Below are 14,460 nucleotides of genomic sequence, written 5' to 3'. Positions count from 1 at the left end.
AATCGCCAGTTCACGTCACCGTGGTGCACTGCCGCTATGGCGAAGAAGAGCGAGAAAGCCGCGCTGAAGGAAGTCGCCGCGGCGATCAAGAAGGACTACCCGCACCTCAGCGAGAGTGACATCGACGCCATGATCGGCCGGGCACACGAGGACTTCTACAACCGGCCGATCCGAGAGTTCGTCCCCCTGTTCATCGAGCGGCGCATCCGGGCCCAACTCGCCGACGGGTAGGCGTCCACCATTCGCCAGAACGGGCGTCCACGACTGTTGATCAGGCCTGAACAGGTGGACGTTTGTTCATGAAACCGGCTGGTCGCGTACTTGGTAGTAACCATTCGTGCGCATAGTCTTCCGCGTGCGTCGTGTTGCCCCTCGGCGAAACGACGAAGGCCCGCCGACCCTCCCCCGACTGTGTCGGCGGGCCGCCCCGACTTCATCAGCCCTCGACGCCCGGGCCTCGCTTCGCCCAGCGGTCCCTCTGCGGATCCGCCCCGCTGCACGGCGGCCGCCGCACAATCGCCCCGCACTCGCGGCAGTAGTGCGTCCGGTGCCCACCGTGCGGCGTGCACGCGCACTGCTCCCATCCGACCAGGACACGACTCGGGCCGAGATGGTGGCCGTTCGGGCATCGCGCAGGCGCGGGTTCAGCGTGGCCTGCCATGGGTCGATCGTAGTTCGATTCGCACACTCGTTCGAGAGAGGTTGTCGTGGCGAGCGCAGGCCGGGGAGGGAAAGTTCAAGCCTTCTGCGTACAGGTCGCTGGAGTACTCATGGCGTGTGCATGTTGAGCCGCAGTCGGGCAAGTGGCAGCCTCTCGAAGATCGAGATCAGCCACGTCGAGGTGTGGATCACGGAGCTCGTCACCGAGATTCGCGATCCCGACGATCCGGCGAAAGTCCTCACGCAAGGGCTACTCGCTCACCATCGTGATCCGGGCTCATGCTGTCCTGGCCGGCATTCTCGGATGTCTCGATACGAAACAGTGAAGGCGATGCAGCGGATGCTCGGGCACGCTTCGGCTGCCATGACGCTCGACGTACACGCGGATCTTTTCGACAACGACCTTGACGTTGTGGCCAACGCACTCGACGCTGCTCGACGGCGCGCGGCCGCGGGACAACTGTCCGGACCGAAATCGATGTGGCCGTGAATGTGCCATTCACCTGCGTCAATGCCACATTCACCTCGGTGGGCGCGGAGGGTTTCGAACCCCCGACCGCTGGTGTGTAAAACCAGAGCTCTACCACTGAGCTACACGCCCGGAATTCGGCGAACGAGAATTCGTTCGCCGAATTGCACTCAGGAATCTAGCGCGGCGAGCGCTTTCTCCCAAGCTCCCTGGTCACGGGCCTCTCCGGGACCGTTCATCTCGGCGAACCGGATGATTCCGGCCTTGTCGACGACGAAGGTGCCGCGGTTGGGGTAGCCGGCCTTCTCGTTGAACACCCCGTACGCCTGGGTGATCTCCCCGTGCGGCCAGAAGTCGGACAGCAGCGGGAAGGTGTAACCCTGCTCCGCCGACCAGATCTTGTGGGTGGGCGGCGGACCGACCGAGATCGCGACGACGGCGGTGTCGTCGTTCTCGAACGTCGGCAGGGTGTCCCGAACGCGGCACAGTTCGCCCTGGCAGGTGCCGGTGAAGGCGAGCGGGTAGAACACGATCAGGACGTTCTTGCGCCCCCGGTAGTCGGAGAGCGACACGTCCTGGTTGTTCTGGTCCTTGAGCGTGAAGTCGGGCGCGACGGTGCCCACGGCCAACGGCATGACGAACTCCTAGGTCTCGACGGTCTGGGGAGCGCCGCGGAGGCGCCGCTCCCCAGGTTCGGCGGTCAGCGCTTGGCGGGACGTGCCTTCGGCTGCACCAGCCGGCTACCGGACCAGGATCCCAGATTGGCGGCGGAGGTCTGCGTCAGCCCCGCGGTCGGTGCCGATTCGGCGATCTCGCTGGGCTCGACGTGCCCGGGCTGACCGGTCTTCGGGGTCAGCACCCACACGAACCCCTCGTCGGCCAGCGGCCCGATCGCGTCCATCAGCGCGTCGACCAGGTCACCGTCGCCGTCCCGCCACCACAGCAGGACCACGTCGATCACCTCGTCGGAGTCCTCGTCGAGGAGCTCACCGCCGATGGTCTCTTCGACGGCCGCCCGCAGGTCGTCGTCGGTGTCCTCGTCCCAACCCAGTTCCTGTACAGACATGTCTTGGGTGATGCCCAGTTTCTGGACGTAGTTCTGGGCGTCGGCCGCGGCGACCACGGTGGTGTCCTCCTAAGTGTTCGAGCTGAACCTCCAGCTTCCGATCGGTGGTGATCGGTAGTGAAAGCGAACATGCTCGAAGCCTTCCGCGCAAGCGGACCGGGCCGAATCGCGCGAACAAATATTTCGACGGTGGACGAATGAGACTCGCCCGCACCATTGCCGACGCGGTTTGGCAGGATTGGATTCAGATCACCATCATGAACAAACCGTGTTGCCGTCACAGTTGGCGACGCGGATGGATAGGACGCCACACCGAGCGTCCACCGCGATGAGGAGCAAATGTTGTCCGAGCAGACCCAGGACCCGGTATCTCCCCTGGCGCCCAGTCCCACTCCCGGTTCCGACGGCCGTGTGCGCGTCATCCGTGAGGGCGTCGCGTCCTACCTTCCCGACATCGATCCCGACGAGACCGGCGAGTGGATCGAAAGCTTCGACGACCTGTTGGAGCGCTCGGGGCCGACGCGCGCACGTTACCTGATGCTGCGACTGCTCGAGCGCGCCGGCGAGAATCACGTCGCCATCCCCGCCTTGACCTCCACCGACTTCGTCAACACCATCCCCACCGAGAACGAGCCCTGGTTCCCCGGTGACGAGGAGGTCGAGCGCCGCTACCGTGCCTGGATCCGGTGGAACGCCGCGATCATGGTGCACCGCGCACAGCGCCCGGGTGTCGGCGTCGGTGGCCACATCTCGACGTACGCGTCGTCGGCGGCCCTGTACGAGGTCGGGTTCAACCACTTCTTCCGTGGCAAGGATCACCCGGGCGGCGGCGACCACATCTTCGTCCAGGGCCACGCCTCGCCCGGCATCTACGCTCGCGCGTTCCTCGAGGGCCGGATCCCGGCCGAGCAGATGGACGGTTTCCGCCAGGAGGCCAGCCACGCCGAGGGCGGCCTGCCGTCGTACCCGCATCCGCGCCTGCTGCCGGACTTCTGGGAATTCCCCACCGTGTCAATGGGTCTGGGCCCGATGAATGCCATCTACCAGGCACGATTCAACCACTACCTGCACGACCGCGGCATCAAGGACACCTCGCAGCAGCACGTGTGGGCGTTCCTCGGCGACGGCGAGATGGACGAGCCCGAGTCGCGTGGCCTGGCGCACGTCGCGGCCACCGAGGGCCTCGACAACCTCACCTTCGTCGTCAACTGCAACCTGCAGCGCCTCGACGGTCCGGTCCGCGGCAACGGCAAGATCATCCAGGAGCTGGAGTCCTTCTTCCGCGGTGCCGGCTGGAACGTGATCAAGGTCGTGTGGGGCCGCGAGTGGGACTCCCTGCTGCACGCCGACAAGGACGGCGCGCTGGTCAACCTGATGAACGTCACCCCGGACGGTGACTACCAGACCTACAAGGCGAACGACGGCGGCTACGTCCGCGAGCACTTCTTCGGCCGCGACCCGCGCACCAAGGAACTGGTCAAGGACCTGACCGACCAGGAGATCTGGAACCTCAAGCGCGGCGGGCACGACTACCGCAAGATCCACGCCGCCTACGCCGCGGCGATGGCGCACAAGGGCCAGCCGACGGTGATCCTGGCGCACACCATCAAGGGCTACACCCTCGGCAAGCACTTCGAGGGCCGCAACGCCACGCACCAGATGAAGAAGCTCACCCTCGACGACCTCAAGGCGTTCCGCGACCTGCAGCGGATCCCGATCTCCGACGCGGAACTGGAGAAGGATCCCTACCTGCCGCCGTACTACCACCCCGGGCCGGACGCCCCCGAGATCCAGTACATGCTCGACCGCCGCAAGCAGCTCGGTGGATTCCTGCCGTCCCGGCGCACCGACGCCGCGCCGCTGCCGGTGCCGGACATCTCCGCCCTCGACCCGATCCGCAAGGGCTCGGGCAAGCAGGAGGTCGCGACCACGATGGCGCTGGTGCGGGTCATCAAGGAACTGTTGCGCGACAAGGAAATCGGCAAGCGAATCGTGCCGATCATCCCCGACGAGGCCCGCACGTTCGGTATGGACTCGTGGTTCCCGTCGCTGAAGATCTACAACCGCAACGGCCAGCTGTACACCTCCGTCGACGCCGAACTGATGCTGGCGTACAAGGAGTCCAGCGTCGGCCAGATCCTGCACGAGGGCATCAACGAGGCCGGCTCGACGGCGTCGTTCACCGCGGTCGGCACCTCCTACGCCACCCACGGCGAGCCGATGATCCCGCTGTACATCTTCTATTCGATGTTCGGGTTCCAGCGCACCGGCGACGGGTTGTGGGCCGCGGCCGACCAGATGGCCCGCGGCTTCGTGCTCGGCGCCACCGCCGGCCGCACCACCCTCACCGGTGAGGGCCTGCAGCACGCGGACGGGCACTCGCTGCTGCTGGCGTCGACGAACCCCGCCGCGGTCACCTACGACCCGGCGTTCTCCTACGAGATCGCCCACATCGTCCGGGACGGTATCCGGCGGATGTACGGCGGTACCGAAGGCGAGGCCGGGTTCGGCGGCGAGAACATCTTCTACTACCTGACGATCTACAACGAGCCGTACGTGCAGCCGGCGGAGCCCGAGAACCTCGACGTCGAGGGCCTGCTCAAGGGCATCTACCTGTACCACCGCGGCACGGGGCTCGGCCCGAAGGCGCAGATTCTGGTGTCCGGTGTCGCGATGCCGGAGGGCCTGCGTGCCGCGCAGCTGCTGGCCGACGACTGGGGTGTGTCGGCCGACGTGTGGTCGGTGACCTCGTGGGGCGAGCTGCGCCGTGAGGGCATCGAGTGCGACCGGCAGGCGCTGCACAACCCGGACGTCGCTCCCCCGGCCCCGTACGTGGCCACCGCCCTCTCCGGCGCGGAGGGCCCGTTCGTCGCGGCCTCCGACTGGATGCGCTCGGTTCCGGACCAGATCCGGCAGTGGGTTCCCGGCGACTACACCACCCTCGGCACCGACGGGTTCGGCTTCTCCGACACCCGCACGGCGGCACGACGTTTCTTCAACGTCGACGCCGAGTCGATTGCGGTCGCGGTGCTGGCCGGTCTCGCCCGCGCGGGCAAGGTCGAGCACAACACCCCGGCGGCGGCCGCCCGGCAGTACCGGATCGACGACGTGCTCGCCGCACCGACGTCGATGAAGGATCCGGGCAGCGCCTAGATCCCCGGCACCCCCGACAGCGCCCCGGCACCGACTCGGTGCCGGGGCGTTCGCCGTCCCGACCCTCACCGGGTCGCCGCACCCGTGCATCGCGCCCGGACCTGCGCCGTGGCGTAGGTTTCGGAGTCATGGGTGAACAGGAATCCGGCGAGCCCGGGTCCGGAGAATCAGGAGCCGGAGAGTCGGGAGCCGCGACCACGCCCCGTCTCGAGGGGGCGGATGCGTTGGCACCGGCCGGCGCCCCGCGTGGCACGGACCCGACGTCGCCGCCACCGATGATTTCGACCCCCTTCGCCCACCGGCGTGAACCGCGGGCGCCGCTGCCGGACGCACTGCTGCGCCGGGTGAAGCAGTTCTCGGGCCGGCTCTCCACCGAGGCGGTCTCGTCGATGCAGACGCAGTTGCCGTTCTTCGCCGACCTGGACGCGGACCAGCGCGCCAGCGTCCAGCTGCTGGTGCAGACCGCCATCGTCAACTTCCTCGAGTGGCTGCGGAACCCGGAGGACAGCGACGTCCGGTTCAGCCTCGACGCTTTCCAGGTGATCCCCCAGGACCTGGCCCGGCGCCTGACGCTGCGTCAGACGGTCGACATGGTGCGGGTGGCGATGGAGTTCTTCGAGCAGTGGCTGCCCGCGCTCGCCCGCAACGACCAGCAGCTGATCGCGTTGACCGAGGCGGTGCTGAGGTACGGGCGCGAGCTCGGGTTCACGGCGGCATCGGTGTATGCCAGTGCCGCCGAGTCGCGCGGCGCCTGGGACACCCGGCTCGAGGCACTGGTGGTGGATGCGGTGGTCCGCGGCGACAGCGGACCCGACATGCTCTCCCGCGCCGCGACGCTGAACTGGGACGCCAACGCGCCGGCCACCGTCCTGGTCGGCACCCCGCCGCCGGACCAGGGCGTCTCGGTGGTCGGCACGGTGCACACCATCGCGCAGCGGCACGGCCGCGCCGCGTTGGCGGTGGTCCAGGGGTCGCGCCTGGTCGCCGTGGTCTCCGGCGACGTGAAGGCGTCGCCGGAGAATCGACCGTTCCTGACCGATCTGCTGGCCGCGTTCTCCCCCGACCCGGTGGTGATCGGCCCGACGACCGGAACCCTGAGCACCGCCCACTTCAGCGCCGTGGAGGCGCTGGCCGGAATGGACGCCGTGACCGGCTGGCGGGGAGCGCCCCGGCCGGTGCACGCGGGTGAGCTGCTCCCCGAACGCGCGCTACTCGGGGACCGCGCCGCGCTCGACGCCCTCAACGACCAGTTGGTGCGTCCCCTCGCCGCGGCGGGGTCCGCGCTGGCGGACACTCTCGACACCTACCTGGATTGCGGTGCCGCCGTGGAGACGTGTGCCCGTCAACTGTTCGTCCATCCAAATACTGTGCGGTATCGCCTGAAGAAAATCGCCGAGATCACCCGGCGCGATCCCACCAACCCACGGGACGCGTACGTACTCCGAATCGCAGCAACAGTAGGAAGGCTGACACGAACCAATCACGAACCCTCCCGTTCAGCCACTTCGGTAACATCAGCAACAGATCACGGGTTCAGGGTGTAACGCACAACGATTGAAGTACGATGCTCACTCCCGACAAGCTGTTTTGTTGGAACCCTACAAAACACTTGTCCAAGGTTCATCGCCAACAACACCCCGCGGAACCCGGCGATCGGTGTTCCCTTATTCCTGTGATTGCGTTGCTCGCCCCGGGTCAGGGGTCCCAAACCCCCGGCATGCTCAGCCCCTGGCTGGAGCTGCCGGGTACCGCCGATCGCATTGCGATCTGGTCCAAGGCCGCCGGTCTGGACCTCGGCCGGCTCGGCACCACCGCGACCGCGGAGGAGATCACCGACACGGCCGTCACCCAGCCGCTCGTCGTGGCGTCCGCGCTGCTGGCATTCGAGGAACTCGAACGCCGCGGTCAGGTTCCGGCCGACCTCGTGGCAGCGGGCCACTCCGTCGGTGAGCTCGCCGCCGCCGCCATCGCCGGCGTCATCTCCGCGGACGACGCGGTCGCGCTCGCCGCACTGCGCGGCTCCGAGATGGCGAAGGCGTGCGCGCTGGAACCGACCGGCATGTCCGCGGTCCTCGGCGGCGACGAGGACGCGGTCCTCGCCCGGCTCGCCGAGCTCGACCTCGAACCGGCCAACCGCAACGCCGCCGGTCAGATCGTCGCCGCCGGCCTGCTCAGCAAGCTCGAGGAACTGGCCGCGAACCCGCCGGAGAAGGCTCGCGTCCGCGCACTGCCCGTGGCCGGCGCATTCCACACCAGGTTCATGGGCCCCGCCCAGGACGCGGTCACCGAGGCGGCATCGCAGATCGCGCCTCAGGAGCCGACGCGCACCCTGCTGTCCAACGCCGACGGTCAGCCGGTCGCCTCCGGCGCCGACGCCCTGACCAAGCTGGCCGCGCAGGTCACCCGGCCCGTCCGGTGGGATCTGTGCAGCGCATACCTCCGCGGCGCCGAAGTGGCCGCGGTCGTCGAACTCCCGCCGGCCGGCACGCTGGTGGGCATCGCCAAGCGCGAAATGAAGGGCACCCCCACGCTCGCCCTGAAGACCCCCGCCGATCTGGACGCCATCGCCCAACTCGGCTGAACCGAACACGGCCCCACGCCGTGACTCGAATGAACACACACACTTGCAGCACTCGACCGATCCGAGGACCGGTCGAACGCAGGACCCGAAAATAACACCATCAAGAAGGGAGCCACCCAGTGGCCACCAGCCAGGAAGAAATCATCGCCGGTCTCGCCGAGATCATCGAGGAAGTCACCGGCATCGAGCCGTCCGAGGTGACCATCGAGAAGTCCTTCGTCGACGACCTCGACATCGACTCGCTCTCCATGGTCGAGATCGCCGTGCAGACCGAGGACAAGTACGGCGTGAAGATCCCCGACGAGGATCTCGCCAGCCTGCGCACCGTCGGTGACGCCGTCACGTACATCCAGAAGCTCGAGGCCGAGGGCGTCCAGACCGGCTCCACCGACAGCGAGTGAGCCTCGACGTGTCTTCCACATCTCCGCGGACGTTGCCCAACGTCGTCGTCACCAGTCTCGCGGCTACGACGTCACTCGCAGGTGACGTGGATGCCACGTGGAAGTCCCTCCTCGCCGGCGAGAGCGGCATCGGCACGCTGACCGGTTTCGTCGACGAGTTCGACCTCCCGGTCCGGATCGGTGGCAAGCTCAAGGTCAGCCCAAACGAGTCGCTCTCCCGGGTCGAGGTCCGGCGGATGAGCTTCGCCGAGCGCCTCGCCCTGACGCTGGGCCGCACGGTGTGGGAGAACGCCGGCAGCCCGGAGGTCGACAAGGACCGCCTCGGTGTCGTGATCGGCACCGGCCTCGGCGGCGGCGAATCGCTCATCGACGCGGTCGACAAGCTGCGGGAGGGCGGGTACCGCAAGGTGTCCCCGTTCGCCGTGCAGATGGTGATGCCGAACGGTCCGTCCGCGACCGTCGGACTCGAACTCGGCGCTCGCGCCGGTGTGATCACGCCCGTCTCCGCCTGCTCGTCGGGTTCGGAGGCCATCGCGCATGCGTACCGGATGATCGCGCTCGGTGACGCCGACATCGTCGTCGCCGGTGGTGTCGAGGGAGAACTCGACGCGGTCGCCACGGCGAGCTTCGCGATGATGCGGGCCTTGAGCACGCGCAACGACGACCCGACGGGTGCGTCGCGGCCGTTCGACAAGGACCGCGACGGATTCGTCTTCGGCGAGGCCGGAGCGATGATGGTCCTCGAGACGGAGGAGCACGCGAAGGCGCGCGGTGCCACCATCCACGCACGACTGCTGGGTGCGGGCATCACCTCGGACGGCTACCACATCGTGGCGCCGCACCCCGAGGGCACCGGAGCGGCGCGGGCGATGACCCGGGCCATCGAAACCGCGGGACTGGCGAAGTCGGACATCTCGTTCGTCAACGCGCACGCCACCGCGACCCCGATCGGCGACACCGCCGAGGCGAAGGCCATCAACGCCGCGGTCGGCAACCACGCCGCGGTGTACGCACCGAAGTCCGCGCTCGGGCACTCGATCGGCGCCGTCGGTGCGCTCGAATCGGTGCTCACGGTCCTGAGTGTGCGTGACGGGGTCATTCCCCCCACGCTCAATCTCGACAATCAGGATCCAGAGATCGACCTGGACGTCGTCAAGGGGGAATCCCGCGCCGGCCAGATCGATTTCGCCATCAACAACTCGTTCGGATTCGGTGGGCACAACGTTGCGCTCGCCTTCGGCCGCGCCTGACGGGTCGGCTCGCAGTTCGACAGGTGAGGGGCCCGGAAGCCGGGCCCCTCACCTCCCCCACAGTCAGCGGCTCGCTATGAAGGAGGACCGGCGATGACCATTCTGGATCCAGTCACCAGACCCGATTCGCAGCTCGACCCTCGCGATCCCCTCGCCCGGCTCGAGAAACTGTTCGACGCCGGGACCACCACGACGCTTCATCCCCGCGACAAGTCCGGCGTCCTCGCCGCGTCAGGCGAGATCGACGGCGTCCGCACCATCGCCTACTGCTCCGACGCCACCGTGATGGGCGGCGCCATGGGAGTGGAGGGCTGCAAACACATCGTCGCGGCGATCGACGCCGCGATCGAGGAGCAGGTCCCGATCGTCGGGGTCTGGCATTCGGGCGGGGCCCGGCTGGCGGAGGGCGTCGAAGCCCTGCACGCCGTCGGCCTCGTGTTCGAAGCCATGGTCCGCGCGTCCGGCCTGATCCCCCAGATTTCCGTCGTCCTCGGCTTCGCCGCCGGTGGGGCCGCCTACGGTCCGGCGCTGACCGACGTCGTCATCATGGCGCCCGAGGGCCGCGTGTTCGTCACCGGACCCGACGTGGTGCGTTCGGTGACCGGCGAGCAGGTCGACATGGAGTCGCTCGGCGGCCCCGCGACGCACACCAAGAAGTCCGGTGTCGCGCACATCGCCGCTCATGACGAACTCGACGCGCTGCACCGCGCCCGCCGGCTGGTGTCGATGATCGCCGATCAGGGCGAGTTCGACGTGGACGCCGCCCGCCGTGGCGACACCGACCTCCGGGCCCTGATGCCCGAGTCGGCCAAGCGTGCCTACGACGTCCGTCCGATCGTGCACGAACTGCTCGACAACGTGGACGGCGAGTCCAGTCTCGAAGAGCTGCAAGGCAACTGGGCGCGCAGCATCGTCACCGGCATCGGCCGGCTCGGTGGCCGCACCGTCGGCGTCATCGCGAACAACCCGCTGCGACTGGGCGGCTGCCTGAACTCCGAGAGCGCGGAGAAGGCGGCCCGGTTCGTGCGGCTGTGCGACGCGTTCGGCATCCCGCTGGTCGTCATCGTCGACGTCCCCGGTTACCTGCCGGGCGTCAGCCAGGAATGGGAGGGTGTGGTGCGCCGCGGCGCGAAGCTGCTGCACGCCTTCGCCGAGGCCACCGTTCCCCGCGTCACCCTGGTGACCCGGAAGATCTACGGCGGTGCCTACATCGCGATGAACTCCCGGGCCCTCGGCGCCACCGCGGTGTACGCGTGGCCGGAGGCCGAGGTCGCCGTGATGGGCGCAAAGGCCGCGGTCGGGATCCTGCACAAGCGGGCCCTGGCGGCTGCCCCAGAGGAGGAGCGCGAGGCGCTGCACGACCGCCTGGCCGCCGAGCACGAGGCGATCGCCGGCGGCGTCGGGCGAGCGATGTCGATCGGCGTCGTCGACGAACTGATCGAGCCGGCGCAGACCCGCAGTCTGCTCACCACGGCGCTCGCCGCCGCTCCCGCCCGCCGCGGTCGGCACAAGAACATCCCGCTGTGATCCGGCGCGACGTGTGAACGGACGAGGGCCCCGACCGCAACGGTCGGGGCCCTCGTCGTTTCGTGGCGGGTCGGTGTCAGACCGCGCGGACGCCAGTCGCCTGCGGGCCCTTGGCGCCCTGGGAGATCTCGAACTCCACGCGCTGGTTCTCCTCGAGGTTCCGGAATCCGGAACCGGTGATCTCGGAGTAGTGCACGAACACGTCCGGGCCCCCGTTGTCCTGCGCGATGAAGCCGAAACCCTTCTCCGCGTTGAACCACTTGACTGTTCCCTGAGTCATGGAAACTCCTTTTCAGGGCTGGTCGGACCGCACCTTGCGGACCGGGCCGGTTTTCAGACGCAACGCGCGTCTCCAGACACTGAACGGGATTTCTCAGGTACCTGAAGGGCTGCACGGCGCCCGCAACACTGTTTCCTTGCGAGCGTGCAGTTGGTACACAAACACACAAAAACTACGGCCGACTGCTTCAACGCACCGGCACCCGCAATGATTCCCCGGTGCGTCTAGCCGACGTCGCGGCGCAGCCAGGTGACCTCGGCGCCCTCACTGCCGCTGCGGTAGGGCTCGAGTTCGATGTCCCACTCCGAGCCGAGGGCATGTTGCAGTTCGACCGCGAGCGTGTCGGTGCCGCCGTGCTGGGCGATCAGGGACCGCAACCGCATCTCCCCGACGATCACGTCCCCGTTGGCGCTCATCGAGCCGCGCCACAGACCCAGTGCCGGCGCATGGCAGTAGCGTTCGCCGTCCACACCCTCACTGGCCTCCTCGGTGACCTCGAAGCGCAGCATCGGCCAGGCGCGCAGCGCATTGACGAGCCGGGCCGCCGTGCCGACCGGACCCATCCAGTCGGTGCTGGCCCGCAGTTGGCCGGGCGAGGCGGGCTGGGAGGTCCACCGCAGATTGGCGCGGCAGTCGAGGGTGGCGGCGAGGGCCCATTCGATGTGCGGGCACAGCGCCGCGGGCGACGAGTGCACGTGAAGCACACCGTTCGTCGCGTCGACGAACTCATCCCATTCGCGCACAGGGCACCTCCAGCTTCGACGAGGGTCGTCTTCCCCAACGGCCTCTGTCGTCGCGGTCGTGCCACGGCGCGGTAACAGTGTGCCCCCTGTGCCGGGTGGTACGCCAGTTGAAATGGGAATCCGCCGCGGCGGACCGGTCAGTGCTTTCCGAACTCGGCGACGACGGCGTCGCTCACCGGAGGCCACGCCTCCTTCGCCCAGTCGCCGAAGGCCCGGTCCGACAGTGCCACACAGGCCAGCGAGCGCGCCGGATCGACCCACAGGAACGTGCCGGACTGCCCGAAATGACCGTAGGTGGCCGCCGAGTTGGTGGTACCGGTCCAGTGCGGCGACTTCTGCGCGCGGATCTCGAACCCCAGACCCCAGTCGTTGGGCCGCTGCACTCCGTAACCGGGCAGCAGACCGCGCAGTCCCGGGTACTGGACCGTCGTCGCCTCGGCCAGGGTCGGCACCGACAGCAGCCGCGGCCTCAGCAGCTCCAGCGCGAAGCGGGTCAGGTCCGCGGTGGTGGCGCGGGCGCCGTGCCCGGCCGATCCCTCCAGTGCGGTGCCGGTCATACCGAGAGGCTCGAACACCGCCTGGCGCAGGTACTCCGGGAACGCGATCGCAGTCTCGGACTCGACCAGTTCGGCGAGAACCTCGAACCCGGCGCTCGAGTAGATGCGCTTGGTCCCGGGAGGCGCCTGCACGGTCCGGTCACCGAACGCGAGACCCGAGGTGTGGGCGAGCAGGTGTCGCACGGTCGCGTCGGGCGGGCCGGCGGGCTGGTCCAACTCGACCGCACCTTCCTCGACCGCGACGAGCACCCCGTAGGCGACGAGCGGCTTGGTCACCGACGCCAACGCGAACACCCGGTCCTGCTCCCCCGCCGTGGCGAGCACCCCGTCCGGGCCGATTGCCGCGGCAGCGGCGTGGTCGACGGGCCAGCTGTCGATCGCGGCGAGACTGTGCATCCCGTCAGCCTACGAGGAGGGGTCCCGGACGCGACGACGCCGGGTCGCCCGCGGTGGGCGGCCCGGCGTCGGGTGATGCAGCGACGTCACTGTTGCAGCGACGTCAGCACTGCGGCGACGTCAGCGGTCGGCGTCGGTGTACTTGATGACGCCGCGCAGGTTCTTGCCGTCCAGCATGTCCTGGTAACCGTCGTTGATCTGTTCGAGGCTGTAGGTGTTGGAGATCATGTCCTGCAGGTTCAGCTGACCCGACTTGTACAAGTCGAGGAGCATCGGGATCTCGTGGCGCGGGTTGGCACCACCGAAGACGTTGCCCTTGAGGGTCTTCTGCAGCATCGCGAAGAGGAAGAGGTTCATCTTCACGTCCATGTCGGACATGTTGCCCATCGACGTCACGACACAGGTGCCCGCCTTGGCGGTCAGCGTCAGCGCCGGGTCGACCATCGCGCCGTCCATCTCACCCATGGTGAGGATGACCTTGTCGCACATCTTGCCCCAGGTCAGTTCCATGACCGGGACGATGGCCTCTTCGAGGCTGGCGTAGGCGTGGGTGGCACCGAACTTGAGGGCCCGCTCGCGCTTGGACGCGACAGGGTCGATGGCGATGACATTGCGCGCACCCGAGACCACCGCGCCCTGCAGCGCGGCCATGCCGACGCCGCCGACACCGACGATCGCGACGGAGTCGCCGGGGCGAACCTGCGCGACGTTGGTCGCCGAGCCCCAACCGGTCGTGACGCCGCAGCCGACGAGCGCGGCAACCTCGAACGGGACGTGCTCGTCGATCTTGACCGCGGAGTACTCGTGCACGGTCATGTACGGCGAGAAGGTGCCTAGGAGCGACATCGGGATGACGTTCTGGCCGCGGGCCTGGATGCGGTACGAACCGTCGGAGATGGACTGGCCGGTCAGCAGACCCATGCCGAGGTCGCAGAGGTTCGAATGACCCTGCGTACACGGATCACAGGTGCCGCAGGCGGGGATGAAGGACAGGACGACGTGGTCGCCTTCCTTCAGCCGCTTGACGTTCGGGCCGACCTTGGTGACGACGCCGGCGCCCTCGTGCCCGCCGAGCACCGGGAAGGACGGCATCGGCGTGGCGCCGGTGACGAGGTGGTAGTCGGAGTGGCACATACCGGCCGCCTCCATACGGATCTGGACTTCGCCCTCTCGGGGATCACCCAGCTCGATCTCCTCGACCGACCACGGCTCGTTGAGACCCCACAGCAGCGCGCCCTTTGTCTTCATTTCGTTCCGGCCTTTCGTCCACGTCAACTACAGGTGATCGAGGTGACGGTGATCACAAGCGCACACGATAGCCCGAAAATCGGCGTTTTGGAACACGTTCTAGAAGAATTCCGTAACAGGCTCTAACGT

At 68.0% G+C, this 14,460-nt stretch carries 14 protein-coding genes and 1 tRNA gene; 8 read left to right on the top strand and 7 right to left on the bottom strand.

All coding sequences use genetic code 11. The annotated features are described in order from the left end of the window. The first annotated feature begins 36 nt into the window (after window positions 1-36). Together ACWDUM_RS17805 and ACWDUM_RS17800 are read left to right on the top strand one after the other, a co-directional pair. Window positions 37-231 carry a three-helix bundle dimerization domain-containing protein gene (locus ACWDUM_RS17805; protein WP_450134966.1) on the top strand — a complete coding sequence of 65 codons (195 nt, stop codon included), beginning with the start codon at window positions 37-39 and terminating at the stop codon, window positions 229-231. A 550-nt stretch (window positions 232-781) separates the two neighbouring features. Beyond that, complete coding sequence (locus tag ACWDUM_RS17800; RefSeq protein WP_450135224.1) at window positions 782-1,150, top strand: hypothetical protein; 369 nt, start codon at window positions 782-784, stop codon at window positions 1,148-1,150. A 39-nt stretch (window positions 1,151-1,189) separates the two neighbouring features. On the opposite strand, the gene ACWDUM_RS17795 is transcribed toward ACWDUM_RS17800, so the two are convergent. The 3 genes from ACWDUM_RS17795 to ACWDUM_RS17785 all read right to left on the bottom strand — a co-directional run bounded on the left by ACWDUM_RS17795 (window position 1,190) and on the right by ACWDUM_RS17785 (window position 2,252). Further along, window positions 1,190-1,261, bottom strand: a tRNA-Val gene (locus ACWDUM_RS17795). 38 nt (window positions 1,262-1,299) lie between these two features. Continuing rightward, window positions 1,300-1,764: a peroxiredoxin gene (locus ACWDUM_RS17790; RefSeq protein WP_450112786.1), complete on the bottom strand. Its 465-nt coding sequence runs from the start codon at window positions 1,762-1,764 to the stop codon at window positions 1,300-1,302. 65 nt (window positions 1,765-1,829) lie between these two features. Beyond that, window positions 1,830-2,252: a DUF3052 domain-containing protein gene (locus ACWDUM_RS17785; RefSeq protein ID WP_450112785.1), complete on the bottom strand. Its 423-nt coding sequence runs from the start codon at window positions 2,250-2,252 to the stop codon at window positions 1,830-1,832. 282 nt (window positions 2,253-2,534) lie between these two features. Here ACWDUM_RS17785 and aceE point away from each other — a divergent pair, with 282 nt between their 5' ends. The 6 genes from aceE (at window position 2,535) to ACWDUM_RS17755 (ending at window position 11,107) form a co-directional block, all read left to right on the top strand. Continuing rightward, on the top strand, window positions 2,535-5,348 hold the full coding sequence (gene aceE, locus ACWDUM_RS17780) for a pyruvate dehydrogenase (acetyl-transferring), homodimeric type (RefSeq protein WP_450134965.1): 2,814 nt from the start codon (window positions 2,535-2,537) through the stop codon (window positions 5,346-5,348). A 275-nt stretch (window positions 5,349-5,623) separates the two neighbouring features. Beyond that, window positions 5,624-6,892: a PucR family transcriptional regulator gene (locus tag ACWDUM_RS17775; protein ID WP_450134964.1), complete on the top strand. Its 1,269-nt coding sequence runs from the start codon at window positions 5,624-5,626 to the stop codon at window positions 6,890-6,892. Between the two features lie 128 nt (window positions 6,893-7,020). Then, the gene (locus ACWDUM_RS17770; RefSeq protein WP_450112782.1) at window positions 7,021-7,929 is read left to right on the top strand and encodes an ACP S-malonyltransferase; all 909 of its coding nucleotides are present in this window, start codon (window positions 7,021-7,023) and stop codon (window positions 7,927-7,929) included. Window positions 7,930-8,048: 119 nt separating this feature from the next. Then, the gene (gene acpM, locus ACWDUM_RS17765; protein ID WP_450112781.1) at window positions 8,049-8,330 is read left to right on the top strand and encodes a meromycolate extension acyl carrier protein AcpM; all 282 of its coding nucleotides are present in this window, start codon (window positions 8,049-8,051) and stop codon (window positions 8,328-8,330) included. Between the two features lie 8 nt (window positions 8,331-8,338). Next, complete coding sequence (locus ACWDUM_RS17760) at window positions 8,339-9,580, top strand: KasA/KasB family beta-ketoacyl-ACP synthase (protein ID WP_450112780.1); 1,242 nt, start codon at window positions 8,339-8,341, stop codon at window positions 9,578-9,580. Between the two features lie 93 nt (window positions 9,581-9,673). Further along, the gene (locus ACWDUM_RS17755) at window positions 9,674-11,107 is read left to right on the top strand and encodes an acyl-CoA carboxylase subunit beta (protein ID WP_450112779.1); all 1,434 of its coding nucleotides are present in this window, start codon (window positions 9,674-9,676) and stop codon (window positions 11,105-11,107) included. Between the two features lie 76 nt (window positions 11,108-11,183). Here ACWDUM_RS17755 and ACWDUM_RS17750 read toward each other — a convergent pair whose 3' ends face one another. The 4 genes from ACWDUM_RS17750 to ACWDUM_RS17735 all read right to left on the bottom strand — a co-directional run bounded on the left by ACWDUM_RS17750 (window position 11,184) and on the right by ACWDUM_RS17735 (window position 14,331). Further along, the gene (locus ACWDUM_RS17750) at window positions 11,184-11,387 is read right to left on the bottom strand and encodes a cold-shock protein (protein ID WP_450112778.1); all 204 of its coding nucleotides are present in this window, start codon (window positions 11,385-11,387) and stop codon (window positions 11,184-11,186) included. A 224-nt stretch (window positions 11,388-11,611) separates the two neighbouring features. Continuing rightward, a complete protein-coding gene (locus ACWDUM_RS17745; RefSeq protein ID WP_450134963.1) occupies window positions 11,612-12,130 on the bottom strand; it encodes a DUF3145 domain-containing protein in 519 nt (172 codons plus the stop codon). A 137-nt stretch (window positions 12,131-12,267) separates the two neighbouring features. After that, window positions 12,268-13,083, bottom strand: a complete 816-nt coding sequence (locus ACWDUM_RS17740; RefSeq protein ID WP_450134962.1) for a serine hydrolase domain-containing protein — start codon at window positions 13,081-13,083, stop codon at window positions 12,268-12,270. A gap of 120 nt (window positions 13,084-13,203) precedes the next feature. After that, a complete protein-coding gene (locus ACWDUM_RS17735) occupies window positions 13,204-14,331 on the bottom strand; it encodes an NDMA-dependent alcohol dehydrogenase (protein WP_450134961.1) in 1,128 nt (375 codons plus the stop codon). Between the last annotated feature and the right edge of the window lie 129 nt (window positions 14,332-14,460).

The organism is Rhodococcus sp. NPDC003322 (genome assembly GCF_053589555.1).
Note: the sequence above shows the minus strand (reverse complement) of the source record. Positions and strands in the feature narration are given on the sequence as shown.

What these genes read in the sequence shown, in the direction of transcription:
- ACWDUM_RS17805 (WP_450134966.1), top strand. Translation starts at nt 37, where the DNA reads ATGGCGAAGAAGAGCGAGAAAGCCGCGCTGAAGGAAGTCGCCGCGGCG.
- ACWDUM_RS17800 (WP_450135224.1), top strand. Translation starts at nt 782, where the DNA reads ATGTTGAGCCGCAGTCGGGCAAGTGGCAGCCTCTCGAAGATCGAGATC.
- ACWDUM_RS17790 (WP_450112786.1), bottom strand. Translation starts at nt 1,764, where the DNA reads ATGCCGTTGGCCGTGGGCACCGTCGCGCCCGACTTCACGCTCAAGGAC.
- aceE (WP_450134965.1), top strand. Translation starts at nt 2,535, where the DNA reads ATGTTGTCCGAGCAGACCCAGGACCCGGTATCTCCCCTGGCGCCCAGT.
- ACWDUM_RS17775 (WP_450134964.1), top strand. Translation starts at nt 5,624, where the DNA reads ATGATTTCGACCCCCTTCGCCCACCGGCGTGAACCGCGGGCGCCGCTG.
- ACWDUM_RS17755 (WP_450112779.1), top strand. Translation starts at nt 9,674, where the DNA reads ATGACCATTCTGGATCCAGTCACCAGACCCGATTCGCAGCTCGACCCT.
- ACWDUM_RS17750 (WP_450112778.1), bottom strand. Translation starts at nt 11,387, where the DNA reads ATGACTCAGGGAACAGTCAAGTGGTTCAACGCGGAGAAGGGTTTCGGC.
- ACWDUM_RS17740 (WP_450134962.1), bottom strand. Translation starts at nt 13,083, where the DNA reads ATGCACAGTCTCGCCGCGATCGACAGCTGGCCCGTCGACCACGCCGCT.
- ACWDUM_RS17735 (WP_450134961.1), bottom strand. Translation starts at nt 14,331, where the DNA reads ATGAAGACAAAGGGCGCGCTGCTGTGGGGTCTCAACGAGCCGTGGTCG.